Annotated in this window: 15 protein-coding genes and 2 pseudogenes; 9 read left to right on the forward strand and 8 right to left on the reverse strand. The window is 56.1% G+C overall.

The genetic code is table 11. The features are described 5' to 3' along the window. Positions 1 to 171: 171 nt before the first annotated feature. Together nosR and ACZ889_RS19420 are read left to right on the forward strand one after the other, a co-directional pair. Positions 172 to 1,542, forward strand: coding sequence for a response regulator c-di-GMP phosphodiesterase, NosR family (nosR, locus tag ACZ889_RS19415; RefSeq protein ID WP_180689958.1), 1,371 nt, complete (start codon positions 172 to 174; stop codon positions 1,540 to 1,542). 121 nt (positions 1,543 to 1,663) lie between these two features. Beyond that, positions 1,664 to 2,329: an SOS response-associated peptidase gene (locus tag ACZ889_RS19420; protein WP_476257697.1), complete on the forward strand. Its 666-nt coding sequence runs from the start codon at positions 1,664 to 1,666 to the stop codon at positions 2,327 to 2,329. 272 nt (positions 2,330 to 2,601) lie between these two features. Here ACZ889_RS19420 and ACZ889_RS19425 read toward each other — a convergent pair whose 3' ends face one another. Then, positions 2,602 to 2,859, reverse strand: coding sequence for a hypothetical protein (locus tag ACZ889_RS19425; RefSeq protein WP_252460857.1), 258 nt, complete (start codon positions 2,857 to 2,859; stop codon positions 2,602 to 2,604). A gap of 881 nt (positions 2,860 to 3,740) precedes the next feature. Here ACZ889_RS19425 and ACZ889_RS19430 point away from each other — a divergent pair. From ACZ889_RS19430 to ACZ889_RS19440, 3 genes are read left to right on the forward strand one after another with little or no spacing between them, the layout of a single operon-like run. Further along, positions 3,741 to 3,995 carry a hypothetical protein gene (locus ACZ889_RS19430; RefSeq protein WP_012052510.1) on the forward strand — a complete coding sequence of 85 codons (255 nt, stop codon included), beginning with the start codon at positions 3,741 to 3,743 and terminating at the stop codon, positions 3,993 to 3,995. After that, positions 3,988 to 4,701 (forward strand): helix-turn-helix transcriptional regulator, encoded by a 714-nt coding sequence (locus ACZ889_RS19435; protein WP_108191039.1) that lies wholly within the window; start codon positions 3,988 to 3,990, stop codon positions 4,699 to 4,701. Before ACZ889_RS19430 ends, ACZ889_RS19435 begins: the two co-directional genes overlap by 8 nt. A gap of 44 nt (positions 4,702 to 4,745) precedes the next feature. Then, entirely contained in the window at positions 4,746 to 5,054 is a 309-nt protein-coding gene (locus tag ACZ889_RS19440; protein WP_108191038.1) for a hypothetical protein, read from the forward strand. A 180-nt stretch (positions 5,055 to 5,234) separates the two neighbouring features. On the opposite strand, the pseudogene ACZ889_RS19445 reads toward ACZ889_RS19440, so the two are convergent. The 3 genes and pseudogenes from ACZ889_RS19445 to dapF form a co-directional block, all read right to left on the reverse strand. Beyond that, a pseudogene (locus ACZ889_RS19445) lies at positions 5,235 to 5,386 on the reverse strand (transposase domain-containing protein); the annotation flags it as partial. A gap of 241 nt (positions 5,387 to 5,627) precedes the next feature. Continuing rightward, complete coding sequence (locus ACZ889_RS19450; RefSeq protein WP_476257698.1) at positions 5,628 to 6,254, reverse strand: VOC family protein; 627 nt, start codon at positions 6,252 to 6,254, stop codon at positions 5,628 to 5,630. A gap of 130 nt (positions 6,255 to 6,384) precedes the next feature. Further along, positions 6,385 to 7,191: a diaminopimelate epimerase gene (gene dapF, locus ACZ889_RS19455; protein WP_108191037.1), complete on the reverse strand. Its 807-nt coding sequence runs from the start codon at positions 7,189 to 7,191 to the stop codon at positions 6,385 to 6,387. A gap of 267 nt (positions 7,192 to 7,458) precedes the next feature. Here dapF and ACZ889_RS19460 point away from each other — a divergent pair, with 267 nt between their 5' ends. The 4 genes and pseudogenes from ACZ889_RS19460 to ACZ889_RS19475 all read left to right on the forward strand — a co-directional run bounded on the left by ACZ889_RS19460 (position 7,459) and on the right by ACZ889_RS19475 (position 11,050). Then, a complete protein-coding gene (locus tag ACZ889_RS19460) occupies positions 7,459 to 8,040 on the forward strand; it encodes an MliC family protein (protein ID WP_476257699.1) in 582 nt (193 codons plus the stop codon). 1,030 nt (positions 8,041 to 9,070) lie between these two features. After that, complete coding sequence (locus tag ACZ889_RS19465; RefSeq protein WP_003248145.1) at positions 9,071 to 9,544, forward strand: OsmC family protein; 474 nt, start codon at positions 9,071 to 9,073, stop codon at positions 9,542 to 9,544. A 175-nt stretch (positions 9,545 to 9,719) separates the two neighbouring features. Further along, positions 9,720 to 10,138 (forward strand): annotated as a pseudogene (locus ACZ889_RS19470) (site-specific integrase). 462 nt (positions 10,139 to 10,600) lie between these two features. Next, positions 10,601 to 11,050 (forward strand): hypothetical protein, encoded by a 450-nt coding sequence (locus ACZ889_RS19475; RefSeq protein ID WP_180689954.1) that lies wholly within the window; start codon positions 10,601 to 10,603, stop codon positions 11,048 to 11,050. A 352-nt stretch (positions 11,051 to 11,402) separates the two neighbouring features. Here ACZ889_RS19475 and ACZ889_RS19480 read toward each other — a convergent pair whose 3' ends face one another. The 4 genes from ACZ889_RS19480 to ACZ889_RS19495 form a co-directional block, all read right to left on the reverse strand. Then, positions 11,403 to 12,425 (reverse strand): phospholipase D family protein, encoded by a 1,023-nt coding sequence (locus ACZ889_RS19480; protein WP_180689953.1) that lies wholly within the window; start codon positions 12,423 to 12,425, stop codon positions 11,403 to 11,405. Positions 12,426 to 13,016: 591 nt separating this feature from the next. Beyond that, positions 13,017 to 13,226: a hypothetical protein gene (locus ACZ889_RS19485; protein WP_476257700.1), complete on the reverse strand. Its 210-nt coding sequence runs from the start codon at positions 13,224 to 13,226 to the stop codon at positions 13,017 to 13,019. After that, positions 13,220 to 14,494, reverse strand: coding sequence for a Y-family DNA polymerase (locus ACZ889_RS19490; protein WP_476257701.1), 1,275 nt, complete (start codon positions 14,492 to 14,494; stop codon positions 13,220 to 13,222). Before ACZ889_RS19490 ends, ACZ889_RS19485 begins: the two co-directional genes overlap by 7 nt. Then, positions 14,484 to 14,912, reverse strand: coding sequence for a LexA family protein (locus tag ACZ889_RS19495; protein ID WP_476257702.1), 429 nt, complete (start codon positions 14,910 to 14,912; stop codon positions 14,484 to 14,486). Before ACZ889_RS19495 ends, ACZ889_RS19490 begins: the two co-directional genes overlap by 11 nt. Positions 14,913 to 15,011: the final 99 nt, after the last annotated feature.

Genomic DNA, 15,011 nt, shown 5'->3' on the forward strand with positions numbered 1-15,011 from the left:
CGGATATACAGAAGGGTGGTGCCATGCCGTCAGGTTAGATGCCTTCCAGACAATTTGCCTGCCACCCGCCACGCCTTGCTCCGACACCTGTCGCGGAAAAATGATCTAGCCTTTGCCCTAAGCGCTCGTTGAGCTCGAGTGCCTCCATCGATCGACCGCGTGAGGCCTGCCATGGACGTGCAACCGAACCCGAACCCACCCTATCGGCCGACCGTGTTGCTAGTGGACGACGAGGAGTCGATCCTTAGCAGTCTGCGTCGGCTATTGCGTGGCCAACCCTATGACGTGAAGCTGGCGACCAGCGGCGAGCAGGCACTGGCGCAGATGGCCGAGGGCCCGGTTGATCTGGTGATGAGCGATGCGCGCATGCCCGGGATGGACGGCGCCACCTTGTTGGCACAGATCAATCAGCATCACCCATCGACCGTCAGGATCTTGCTGACCGGCTATGCCGACCCAAGCGCAATTATCAAGGCCGTCAATGACGGTCAAATCCACCGTTACATCAGCAAGCCCTGGAACGACGACGAATTGCTGATGACCTTGCGCCAGGCCCTGGACCACCAGCATTCCGAACGCGAGCGCCAACGCCTGGAGCTGCTGGCACGTCGGCAGAACGCCCAGTTGAGACTGCTCAATAACGACTTGGAGAAACGCGTTGCAGCCCGTACCGCGGAGCTGCAGCAGACCGCTGACATGCTCGATCTGGCCTACGAAGAACTGAAACACAGCTATGTGACTGGGACCGAGGTGTTCTCGATGTTGGCTAATCTGCGGCTGCCTCCAGCCAAGCAGACCAATCGACAGATCATCGAACTGGTGCGTTGCTACTGTCGGGTCCACGCCTTGGACGAGGCGATAAGCCGCGATCTGGCCATGGCTGCGGCGCTGTACAACATAGGCAAATTGAGTTGGCCGGATAGCATGATCGTAGCCCCATCGGACCAGCTGATGCACGGCGACCGCGACCGCTATCGCGACTACCCACGCCAAAGTGAAGCGCTGCTGATGACCCTTGAGCCCATGAAAGATGCAGCGCGCCTGATCCTGCATCACCAGGAGCACTGGGACGGCAGCGGTTTCCCCGACCGGCTCAAGGGTGAAGCTATCCCGTTCGGCGCTCGCTTGCTCAAGCTGGCCGTGGACTTCGTTGAGCTGCAACGGGGTTTGATTCTTGAACGGCAGATGAACAGCGATGAGGCCTTGCTCTACCTGCGCAAGTACGCCGGCCGGTTGTATGACCCGGCACTCCTTGAGGATTTCGTCCAGGTTTGCGCCTCGTTCCACAGCGATCTCACCCTGGTGGACCCTGAAGTCCAGGTGTGTACCACCCGTGACCTGGCGCCGGGAATGGTGCTTGCGCGCAACCTGAACGCCGACAACGGCATGTTGCTGCTTAACGCCGGCAAGGTTTTGAGCGCCGCGCTGGTGGAAAAGCTGGTGGCCTTTGAATCGATGGAGGGTGGTAAGTACTGCATTTTCGTTCGGGTCCCCTCGAACGAGCCTATAACGCCTGGAAGATCAGACTTGGCGCCGTGCTGAATGGAGGTGGGGCGCTCATTCAGCCCTGCACCGCCGGGACTGCGCGTACGGCACGCCGTCGCCCCCCTCCACACCGGCGATACGCCCAAGCGCTATGCTTGCTCTGGCAGGAGGGCCGCGCATGTGTGGAAGGTTGAGTCAGTACCGAGTCATACACGACTTTGTCGAAACCCTGAGCCTGCCAGAGGCCTGGCGGAACAACGTCGGCGACCAGCCACTTGGCCGGTACAACGTCGCGCCGACCACGCCGGTGGCACTATTGCGACTGGATGAAGCAGGCCCGCGGGCGGACCTGGTGAGATGGGGCTGGCGGCCGCATTGGGCGACCGACCGTGCCGCGCCGATCAACGCCAGGGTCGAAAAGGTGGCACACGGCCCTTTCTTCCGGGCGATCTGGCCGCACCGAGGCATAACGCCGATCGACGGCTGGTATGAATGGGTCGATGAAGGCGGACCGAAGAAACAGCCGTACTACATCCGACGCCGGGACGGGCGCCCTTCCCTTTGCGCCAGCATCGGCCAGTTCGCTGGCAGCGAGCATGATGGGTTCGTCATCATTACGGCCGATGCCCAGGGCGGAATGGTGGATGTGCACGACCGCAGGCCAGTGGTTTTGGCCCCAGACCTTGCGCGTGAGTGGATGAAAACCGCGACGCCGGGCGAACAGGCCGAGCAGATGGCGCTCAACCTGGGCGAGCCAGCCGAGGCCTTCGAGTGGTATCGAGTGAGCACAGCCATTGGCAATGTGCGCAACCAAGGCGCTGAGCTGATAGAGCCGCTTCAGTGAAGCGGTAGTAGACCATGCCGGCCCTCGTACCGGCAGCGCAACATCATCGACCACTGATGTGCAGGGTTTCGACTCGGGGACCGGGTCGACTTGGAAACCGCGCAGCACGACGATTGGTAACACCACCGTCCACAATGGCACTTGCCCAAGCCGTTACTGTTGAAATGGCACGACTCGACGAACAGGGAATACCGTTATCAACAGCTGCACAGATTCGAAGGCAGTCGACCTGCCCGTGGTTGCGGTGGGTCCGATCGCAGGCCTCGGCGAATTCACCTGGCAGGACAAGCTCCGCTTTTCTGACTTTCCACGTACTGTTCAGCCATAACCTTCCCTTCGAGAATGGCTTCTGTCGAAGAGGAGAATGGTCGCCTCACACGCAGGGTTCGCGCCGTTGCGCCCGGCTTCCCTACCGCGACCAACATCCCCGTGGGAAATTCGACGCTCGACTCCCACAGCACGTAAATCGATGCCTGGTAGCCAAGGTAGGAATGCACGTAAAGGTCATGACTGGTGAACTGAAGGCTCATCACTTTCTCCAACTGGGCGCCTCAATGCGCTTTTGATGGAGATACGACTCAAGCGATCTGACGAGCGTTCCGTTTTCCCTGCATCGTTATCCGTGAAGACGCGAGCCTCTGCGCGGGAGGGGTTCAGGCCCTGGTGCTTTGGGCGTAGGAAACGCCTTGGCGAACCAGTCGTGAGCACGCTCGAGCGCCCAGGCCATCGCCGCAGACAGTTTCTGTCCACGGCAGTCAGGGTGTACCTCTTCGAGCAAGAGCACGCCTTTTTTCCCGTAGATACCTAAGAAAAGTTGAGTGGCGTTTTCAAGTGAGAGTCGGGCTTGGATGTTGATTAAAGTGCCACAGGGTAGGCGCTCATCGTAGTTCCGGGAATGCAACTCAGAATTGGCCCATTCCCAATAGATTTTGCCGCGATTACGCATGGAACGGACCTTGAACTCATATTCTTGACTGGTGAGACAGAATACACAGCTGTTCCAATGAATTCACTGCTTAAGGTGTGTGTTACATTTTTTTACAGCTGCTTTTCGTTTAACAGCCGTGATCGCACCACCAGCCCCCCTTCAATCGCCGCGCGGTCAACGCACGGTCGCTCAAGGAAAGTGGCTACGGTGTTCCGCCAGGCGAGCGCCATGAATTACCGGCGGATGGACAACCTGGCCTAGCGGATGGCCACGCTCCGGCGTATGGCGTCCAAAACCGCATACCCGGTCGGACCCTTTGTGCTTCAACCGAGCAAAGGTGGGCTGTGGCCCAAATTTGGCCCAAACCTGACGCGCGCACCGTCCTGATGCTTACGCTGAGGGCGATGGAGTCCATCTATTGAGATGCCCTGTCCCGTCGGGCAAACTCCGGTTGTTTCATTGGCCGATAACAGGAGTTTACGGATGCCATTTCCACTGACGGAACATAATGCCTTGTTGGCCCTAAAGGGCGTAGGGCCGGCCGTTATCGCTCGCCTTGAGCAGATGGGCATTGACTCGCTGGCTGTGCTCAGCAAAGCGAATGCTTGTGACATCCTGGCTCAGGCATCGGCAGCAGTGGGATCGAGTTGCTGGAAGAATAGCCCCCAAGCTCGGGCCGCCATTAACGCGGCCATCGAGCTTGCAAAGGACTCTCAGTTGGGCACACCTAGTGCGTAAAGCTGATCGCTTATTTCAATTGGTAAATCTGATTCGTGTCCATCAGCCAATCTCTGCTGAACGACTGGCTAGCCGAATTGGCGTTTCCGTTCGCTCAATCTATCGATACATCGACGATCTTTCCTTCAGTGGAATCCCAATCTATGGTACCGCCGGCGTGGGGTATGCCTTGGATGCCGACTTCGAGATGCCGCCATTAACGTTGAACAGGCTCGAACTGGATACATTGATGCTCGGGATGGAAATGCTTTCAGCTTCCGCCGATAACGATCTAAGTGCTGCTGCAAGGATGTTGTTGAGCAAAATCTCAGCGTCCATAGCCCATCACCAGATTGACCCCAGCACGGCAAAAATCAGGGCACTTGGAACCACTCCTTCCTCGACGCGTGGCCATCTCGCAACCCTTCGAAATGCCATCGAAAATGCACAGGCGCTGACGATAACTTATACCAGCTTGGATGGTGCAGTTTCGCAACGCCTCATTTCCCCCCTTGGCCTTTTCTACTGGGGAGGAAAGTGGACGGTTGGAAGCTGGTGTAGCACCAGAGCGGCTTACCGCGATTTTCGGGTCGATCGCATAGCCTCTATCGCTATTGCTCAACAACCATCACCCGACAATCCTGCCCTTGATCTCCAAGCGTATATGAAGCACCAGGCAAGCCAGTGGAAAGCGATCACTGCTACTGACACTACGCTGTCAGTATGAGCTATTGATAATTGGGACTTCCTAACACACAGCAGGTCATCCCTATGCAGCGCTCATCTCATGTACTCGAACTAGCCATTTTCAAGGTCAAACAGGAATGCGTTGCGCAAGTGCCTGTGCTCCGCGCAGGGCTTCGGGAAACGTTAAAGACCTTTCCCGGTTTGATTGAGTACCGTGCCTACTGCCCGATGAGCGACGACCGAATCTTCGCGGACTTAGCAATGTGGGACAGTCTTGAGAACGCACAGAAAGTGGCAAAGGCGTTCAACGATGGAGATCCGAGATTCTCTGAGTATATGTACGCTATTGAAAGCCTGACGTTCATGAGTCACCTCGCTCCAGAGATGAGTTGACCCCGACGCCCAGCCAGAGCTGGCAAGAGACACCGATGCCTTTGCTGTCAGGCATCGGTGTCGTCACCTCCAGTGTAAGTGTTCTCAGATCACCTATTGCTAGGTTTCGGGCTGCAAACTGACGTTATCTGGCAAAGCCGTTTCGAAAAAACGTATCGCCCGCCCTCACACCTTGCGTGACTAAACGGGCACCCACCTATGCGGCAGCAGCTCGGTAATCTCACTCGCACGCTGCGTCGGCAGGCGAGTGAGAACATCCTTCAAGTAAGCATACGGATCATGCCCGTTGAGCCTGCAGACTGGATTAAACTCATGATCGCCGCCGCACGTTTAGCCATCATAGCTGCACACTCGTCATCCGTTGATCAGCCAAGTACTGCAGCAGTAGCGTGAGAATCGAGCATCAGGCCGCACCGTAAGCGGCCTGTGCATCGGCCCTGTCTAGTACAGTTGTGCCAGTTTCAGCGATTTGGCCCAGTAACATCCAGAAGCCTTCGATCAGCGATAAGGTCTCGTCAGCACACGCTGCCGAATTCGGCCAGGCCATCAAATCGGCAAAAGACAGGTTGCACGTTACAGGATGACCAGGCCATTCGGTGTATTGATATAAGCTTTCAATGCACATCGCTCGCTGCGTAATACACTCACCGGGCCAGTAAAACCGATAGACTCCAGTTGGCGTTCCACCAAACGGGGATTCGGAAAAGCAATTTCCAAGCGTTCCAATTCGCAGCCTTGATCACCGAGTCTCTGAACTGGATGCTCCGATTCGCCCCAATCGATCAAGCTAGGGACTGCCCCATTCAGTGGTAGATGCCCATCACGCTGAATGGTGATTTTCCACGAAAGCACTCCCCTGCTCATCGGTTCAATCTCGCCAAAAACATTCCGGAGTTCTTCGTCTGTGGTATCCAGATGCTCTGTACGCGCGACCCAATGGGCTAGATATGGCGACGCTTGCGCGCTCAGTCTATCCAGCCCAAACCACCTGGGCCTGGTGGGCAAGGGCGCCTTACTGTCCGGAGCAATCACTTCAAGATAGAAAGACTCTCCTAACCTCAGCAGCAGGTTGTGAGTGCTCATTCGCGGATGCTCACCACCTGGCTGCAACCGTACTCCAAGCTGACGCTCAACAAATTGCGCCCCTAACGGAAGGGTCGGTGAAACAATGACCAGATGATCCAAGGTTGAACGCCTCATGGTCTCTTATCTCCCTGATCAGAGAACCTCGTTTGTTGCCTGCTCTTCATCCGGCACTCTCGATCTTAGTTACACTTACCTACGCTTGATCAGTCCACGCGATAACGGCGAATACAGAGGTGCCGCGTATTCAACCGATCTGTGCCAGACACTCCGGATCCAACCAGTACCTCCCAATTTTGCACACCGGGCCCTTCATGAGTACGTGGTTGTCCTCATCAAGTTCGATGGTGATCTCACCGCCAGGCATGTGCACTGTCACATGATCGTCAACGAACCCAAGTCGTCGTGAGACTGCCGCAGCGGCACAGCTGCTGGTGCCTGAAGATAGGGTGTAGCCCACGCCACGCTCCCAGATCTGCACCATCAGGTTTCGGCGATCGACAACGTTCACGAATTGCACGTTGGTTCTGTTTGGGAAGAGCGACAATTGCTCAATGGTTGGCCCAAGCTTGCGTGCAAGTGCCTCAGTCGCCTGATCGACAAACACCACGCAATGGGGGTTGCCCATCGACACAAGGTTCAGGTGCAGGCGCATGCCATCGACTTCCATTGAGTGTCGTTCGTTTTCGGGGAATGTCGCCATACCCATGGCAATGGAAATGCGTCGGCCGTCGTCAAGTACATGGCAACGAACCTTACCGCCTTTGGTTAACAACTCGAAGGGCTCGTGCGAAACGATGCGCTGATCCCAAAGGTAGCGACATAGGATTCGCAATCCATTGCCACTCTTTTCCGCCTCGGAGCCATCGGTATTGAAAATCTGCACTGAGAGCATCTTGCCTGGCTCGATAACAGGAACAAGGATGCCGTCACTGCCTAACCCTCTATGCCGGTCGCATATCACCGAGATGGCCAGCATAGAGCAATCGAATGGCGTTTTGTCGTGGTAGACGAGATAGTCGTTGCCAGCTGCGTGATATTTTACGAACTGCATGAGTTATGAGACCAAGGCGCTCGGGGCGGGGAATAATGAATGGAGTTAGAAACATAGCACACGACCGCTGAGGCGCTAGCGGGGCCCGGTTGAGGATTCCACACCAGGTTAGAGCGATGGTGAAATAAGAGATGTCAGTGACTTGCTAGCAATGACCGCAATCGGCCAACAGCAGTCATTAGCCGCCGAAAAGCTAGTCCACCCTCCACGTCAGTCAGCGCAGAGCTAGACTGAGCCCAGTATTCTGAATCGCTAATGGTGGTTCCCATGAAGCACTGGCTTCCCCTGCTGCTCACCCTGCCTCTGTCGCACACCCAAGCTGCGGGACCTGCCTTCAACTGCACTCAGGTCGAGGCCGGCAGCATCGAACAACAGATCTGCCAGAGCGAGCGGCTCTCGGCAATGGACCGGAAAATGGCCGAGGTCTACACAGCCGCGCAGCAGAAGGCCGCCAATGAACATCCGCCGGTGCTCAAGACCGAGCAACGGGGCTGGATCAAAGGCCGCAACGATTGCTGGAAAAGCGCGGACCAGCCCGCCTGCATCGCCGACAGCTACCGCCTGCGCATCGCCGAACTGCAGGCGCGCTACAGGCTGGTCGAGGCCACCGGCCCGGTGTTCTACCAGTGTGACGGCAACCCGGCCAAGGAAGTGGTTGCCCGCCTCTTCCGCACCGAGCCGCCCACGGCCATCGTCGAGTTCGGTGACCGCAGTTCGCTGATGTACCTAGAACAGACCGCAAGCGGCGCGCGCTACCAGGGACAAAATGAGAGTTTATGGGAGCACGATGGCGAGGCCATCGTGGTGTGGGGCTATCAGGGGCCGGAAATGCACTGCACAGCGCGTTGAAAGCCGCCGCTATGACCCATTGCAGAAATTCTCCAGGGGTAGCTATCGGCATCAAGGCCTCGATCAATCTTAAAGGATAGACCGTGACCGACCGCTTTGAGTCGATTGCAGCCATTCTGGGACTGGCTGCATTCGACCCCGATATAGATAGCCCGATCCAAGGCACCCTGTAGCGGTCAATTCCAGATCATAATCGAATGACCTGGCCGCTGGGTGCACATTGACCCGGAGGGAGCCCCTGTCCAAGCTGCCACTGGCAGAGTGCCGACCTCACCATCCTTGGCAACGTCAGCCGCCTAATTGACGTGTGTCTACGCCCCCCCTGCATCACCCGTGAGCACCGTCTGGTCTACTTCTTCGAGATACAGGTGGGCGCACGTCCTGGCAAAAGCCGGGGACGACGGCACCGCAGCGCAGGTCCTTCTGATCTGAGGGCAAATCCGTACTCTTTCTGATGTAGCCCCTGTCCCCTTCCCCCTCTATTCACTGCCGCGATATGGCGGCGAAGGGGTCAGCTGCGTGCTCGTTTCACGATGCGGGCGGCCATGAGCGCGGCGCCCGGTATCCAGAGCCCAGGATTTGAAGTGCCTAATCCTACGGCAAGAAGCGCAATTCCGGCAGCAAACATAAGCGTTATCCCTCGCTAGAAAAATCCATTTCAACAATCGCCCATTAAAGCACAGGCCGGTCGCAAGAACGGCCAAGGAATCGTCATGCCCGCAACAATTGAGTTGGACCTCGACGCGATCGAGGTGGCGGCGAAGGCTCCGTTGAGCTGAAGCACCACTGTGCGTGTTGAGGCCCCAAGCCTGAGATAGGGTTTCGATACCCTCAAGCCAAGGACACGACAGAGAGCACGAGGAAATCAGCAATCAGGACTATTCGCAGTTCGGATCATTGCATGTGCTCGGATTGCTCATGCGTCGCTGCAAACACTAGATGCTGGTGGAGAGCCCTCAATCGAGAGCAAGATAACCGCACCCAAGCGATGGGCAAGATTTTCCGGCCGTCTTTCGACACAGGAGTGACCATGAAAGAACACCATTACGCTGTCACCGTAAATTGGATAGGTAACACGGGTGAAGGTACTGCCAGTTACACGGCGTACCAGAGAGACTTCAACGTGGAGGCTCCAGGCAAGGCACCTATCCTTGGCTCTGCCGACCCCGCCTTTCGCGGGAACCCTGAACGCTGGAACCCTGAAGACATGTTGCTGGCCTCGATCTCGGCCTGCCACAAGCTTTGGTATCTTCATCTGTGCGCAGTCAACAACGTGAACGTCTTGGAATATGTCGACTACCCGGTGGGCCGGATGCTTGAAGGGGATGGCCAGCGCAAGGGCCATTTCAAAGACGCTGAGTTAAGGCCTCAGGTCATTATCAGCAGCCAGTCAGATCTGGATCTTGCAAGACGCCTGCATGACGATGCTCACCACGAATGTTTTATTGCCAACTCAGTCAACTTCCCTATCAGATGCAGTGCTGTTATCAAGCATCAGGACTAGATGTTCTGAATACAACTGCTTCCTTTGTTTAACAATGGCTTCTAATCGACGCTATCAATAGAAGGGGGGGACACTCTTTCACTAGAGGCCGATAAAGGGCGAAAGCTGATAATCACGACCGACCGCGATCAATCCAAAGCGAAAACCTGACCAGACGAAAACCAAGCATCATCGGGTGGTCCTGTTAAACGAGCGCGCATTGAACGCCTTCAACCATGCCCAGCCAATCGCTACCCTTCGTCGCATGGCGTCCAAGTCGGCCCACCCGACTAGCCCCTTCGTGTTCCTACCTAGCAAAGGTGGGCTGTGGATCAACGAGCCAAGTGTTACAATCCGCCACTTCAAATCGGCGCTGAAGGCGCTGAACATCCGTGAACGCCGTCAGTACGACACCCGCCACACCTACGCCACCCTATGCCTGATGCCTGGGATGAACCCGCGTTCATCGCGAGCCAGCTTGGCCACAGCGTCGAGATGTTGCTCTCTACCTACGCGAAATGGATCAGCTCCTCCTCGGACTGGAGGGAGCTGGAGAAGCTGCCGCCCCGAGTCGAATTGGCCCAAAATTGGCCCAAGACTGACGACAGGGCCTAAATACACCTCTGGAACCCCCGCAGGACAAGCACTTGATTTCTACCGCTAACATCACCATGCGCTATGCGATGGGGTTTAGCGGGTGGGGATGTGTTGATTTTGCTGGCCAAAGCTACCCTCAATCCCTCACCGAAACGCATCGGTTGGTTCGCAAATTGGTCCGGCGCGGATCCATGACCACTCATGCCGTACACGCATAATCCTCACCGATACCGAGCGAAGTCAGCGGATTTCAAGACCGTGGTATAAGCGCCCTTCTCACGCGGCGCGAGCGCACAAATCGATTCCAAAACAGACACGAAACGGCACGGCTACAGGCCGCATCCAGCAGGGGTTGTAGCTTCATTTTTGGAATCGATTATGATGAAAAAAGCTCCGATAGCCGTTAGGGCTTTGCTCAATCTTACCCGGCAGATAGCAAGGCATGGCATCATAAGGCCACTAATTTCATGGAGCGATCCGATGAACCGTTTTCTATTTCCTGTAATGGCGATCGCGCTGATTGGGTGCTCGACACCATCCTCAACCCGATCCAATTTCCCACAGCCGGTACCGATTAATCGTTATGCAATCCCATCAGACGTTGTGCAGTGGGCACAGGCCATGGTCGCTCGGAATTTGAAAGATCCTGACTCGGCCAAGTTCAGAGATGCATTCTATGCCTCAACTGATCCTCGGGGCGAAGGGCGGGATAAAGCTAAAGACTCGATCTGCATCGAAGTGAACGGCAAGAACTCCTACGGTGCTTATAGCGGGTTCCGCTGGGCATTGATCGCCGTGGAATCTGAAACTGTACTTCTAGGCGGTGAGACCGCTGCAGTGGCCAATAGATTCTGCTCAATTGCCGTGCCAGGCCCAGCGACCGCTCAACAGGCTGAAACGAAAAAGATGGCTCCAGTAATGCAGCAGTAGTGTGAGATTCGAACCTCAGGCCGCGCCACAAGCGGCCTGTACATCGCCCCTGTCTAATACAGCTCTGCCAGTTTCAACGATCCTGGCCCAGTAAAACCGAGAAGCTTTCGGGCAGTTTTAGACAGCTACAGCCTCTAGGCGTTCTGCCAACCACGATCCGTCCTCATCGTCTCTTACCCCCTGCTCTCACAGTCCGCTTTCGACCCAAGGCAGCCCTCCATGGATTTCTGCTATCGACCAATAGCTGCCAGCTGAAATGGACCCAAAGCGGATATCCTCAACGTTCAGGTTGATCTCATGCACAGAGAGTGCGGGAAGAAGTCAACCGAAAGCTGACCTACATGTGCTTTGCTCAAGGCATAAGCAACTCTTCCTGAAGCGCCTCGACTGGAATTGCGTAGTGGTTACAGATACCCCTTTCGATGAGTCGCACGATGGCGGCTTTTATTTCCGGAGTAATCTCGAAGGGCTGAGGGTATCGCACTTTCCTGCGTTCTATCATGAAGTCAAGTCCGAGGTCCTCCTTCCTGACGACAAGGTCAAGCTGCATAAAGCGCATGTACGCACCATTCGCTTTTGTAGCGAGTACTACCGTGTTCGGCTCAAATGAAGGTTTCGAGCCGTCGCTGACCTCAGTAAGGAAGTCCCGATACGGTCGTCGCTGGATATCGGCAGGTTTGGTTACATTTCCAGCGGCATGCTCCGTCACAATTTCCTGATCATTTACGATTCGAACTGCCTCATCCTTTATCTCCTCGGTATGGTTCTCATCCCATACAAACAATGGGATTGTAAGGAAACCCTGTTTTACCCACTCATCAAAGGGGAGCACTCTGCGAGTGCGGCTTCGCGAGGCAGACTGAACTCCTTGCTGAGCTATTTGCAGAGCCGCCTGGTTGCGATTGTGTTGCTCGCGGTGACGCTCAAGGGCGTCATCAAAGCCAGGAGATCCCCCATCCAATACCTCCCTCTGACTTTTTAGGAGTGACAACTGTTGCTGATATTCTTCAAAGAGATGACCGTCCTGAATCACCACACAAGTGTCTCGGCCCATCCCAATGCCTTGGTTAGTGAAATTCGCACTTCCGATAACCACGATATCGGGCGAGACAAGATAGAGCTTCCAATGGATGCTAGTATTACCCCGGAAATCCACCCAAAGCTGCCGATGAAGTAGCTTACGTGCATCGTCAATGAATTTCGGAGAGGTAAACGCGTTGATCGTACCCACAATCACTTCGACGTCATTCTGAATGGCGATAGATTTCAGGAGTCTGGCGGTGCCAGAAGCAAATGCGGATACAATTGTAATGCTTCGTCCGCTTTGTTTAAGTAAGAATTTCTCAAGATCATTATTGGTATGAAGCCGTTCCATTTTCTTCCCTAATAACGTGACTTGCGCCGCAATATTCTGCAAGGTGAGAATGGAAATTCACCCAACCAGCATGCCTGGGCTGCGAGGGGAAAGCAAGGCACCTAGTAGTCGTTGCGGTGATGCTCTGGACGATAGATCTTTAACACCCTAGTAACGCTGATGTCCAGCTTAGCCTAGGTTGACTGTGAACTAATTAGGCGGATGGTAATGCCAGTCTGCATCATATCTCTCAGATGATCAGCCGTAGTGCCCGGGGTGACGAGCGATAGTTTCGCCGACTATCAATGGCCACCTCTGGCCGATTGCTGCTCTTAACAAGAGTCCGCTTTGGGTCGAAACCAGCCGATCAAGACTGACCGCTATCAACCTAGGCTGTGTGAAAACCCCCGCTGCTTTTCGATGATCGCGCTCGTACGTGAAATCTGAAAAGAGATGGCGGCTCAGCAGACCCAGATTTTGCGTAGACGCGCGATTTTTAGGATGTTTTTTGAACAGCCACATCGGTCGGGAGGTTTTCACACAGCCTGGGTCGATAGCTGTCACTGGCTACCCTGGGCTTTCTCCCCATAGCCGTTGTTCACACAAGCAGGCTCAAGCAACCTCCTCATGCTCGATCAGCGCCCACAGCCTTGCTGCCTCGGTGAAATCCAGCATGTCTGCCAGCTGGTCTGCGTCAACGTCGCTGCGTCGGTGCGCGGAAAACGCTAGCTCAACGAGCACCGCGGCCCTGCCATCGGGATCGGTCAACAAGGCAGGCTGGTCATTCAGCTCGGCCAGCCAGGCGGACGGCAGGCTTAACATTTGACCGTCCATAGCTGGTCGATCCGTGTCGTATAGGATTGGCTCATCATCTCCCTCCTCATACCCCAGTCCGGTGTCGCCGGCACGCTGGCGGCCCGCACTGTCCCCCTCCCCCAGCGCTCGTTGATGCCATCCATCACCTGCATCAGCCGGTCACATGCCACCGACTGCTTGAGCGCGAACAAATCCTCTGAAAATTCGCCTGGTTGCCGCAGATCCATCAATAGCACCTCTGCCTTGCTGTATCGAAACCCTGGCCTGAAGATCCGGCCAACCGCGTCGGTCGCCAGCCTGGTCATCAGCAGCGTGTCGCAGGTGGGGTATGGCAGTTCTACCAATGCCCCTTGGGCGTGGTGCGCCTCGTCAGGGTTGAACATCCCGGTGCGGATGCTGACGCGCATGCTCTTGCAAACCGATCCCTGGGCCCGAAGCTTTTCCGCTGCGCGACCAACGTAGGTAGCCACTGCCTGCTTGATCGGCGCGAGCTCTGTCAGCCGCTTGCCGAACATCCGGCTGCAGCAGATTTCCTGCTTCGGGGGCTCGGTCTCGTCCAGCTCCAGGCAAGGCGTTCCTGCCAGTTCGCGGGCAGTCTTCTCTACCACCACACTAAATTTCTGTCGCAGCGTCCTGGCATCAGCCTTGGTCAGATCCATCGCCGTATGAATGCCCATCGCTTCAAGGTGGGCAGTCATACGGCGGCCAACTCCCCACACCTCTTTCACCTCGGTATTGCGCAGCACCCAATCTCGCTTGAACGGATCGGTGATGTCGACCACGCCGCCAGTTTGGGCCTGCAGGCGCTTGGCGGTGTGATTGGCCAGCTTGGCCAAGGTTTTTGTGCCGGCGATCCCAACCCCCACAGGTATGCCAGTGCACTGGAAGATCCTGGACCTCAGCTTTCGCCCGAACTGGGTCAAGTTTTCCTGTATACCGGACAGATCAGCGAAGCACTCGTCGATGCTGTAGATCTCGGTGGCAGGCACCATCGACTCGATCAGCGACATGACACGCTCGCTCATGTCGCCGTAAAGCGCGTAATTACTGCTAAAGACCATGATGCCGTGCCGACGTAGCTTGTCCTTCGCCTGGAAGTACGGCTCGCCCATCTTCACGAATGGCTTGGCGTCGTATGACCTGGCAATCACGCACCCATCGTTGTTGCTCAGTACAACGATCGGCGTCTTGGCCAGGTCGGGCCGGAATACACGCTCGCAGCTCGCGTAAAACGAGTTGCAATCAATGAGTGCGAAAACTGGATCACTGCGCATGGTCGCGAACGCTGTAACGCACAACGCCCCATACCACGAGATCATCGCCCTCCATGATGTACCGCGGCGGATACGCCGGATTCTCCGACTTGAGGATCACCACGCCATCGCGTCGGTGCAAGCGCTTGCACACAGGCTCGCTGTTGACGGCGGCAATCACTACATCACCGTGCTCGGCCTCGCGACCGCGGTCTACGATGACGATGTCACCCGAGTAGATTCCAGCCCCTTGCATGCTGTCGCCCTCAACTTTCACTAGATACACATGGGGCGCGCGGAGGTCGAATAGCTCATCCAGGGAAATATGGCCCTCCAAGTGGTCCGCTGCAGGCGAAGGGAACCCGGCCGGGACGTGGAATGAGTACAGCGGTAGCGGCTCGGTACCACCGGAAGGCGTACCCAAGAATGTGATGGTCATGATGGAAGATCCAATGCAAACTGTACGTATATACAGTAAATCCAGCATCGGGCGCCCGGTCAATCCTGGGTGGCGAAAATTCTGACGGGCGAGAGGTGG

It is taken from the genome of Pseudomonas sp. TE3895 (genome assembly GCF_056278855.1).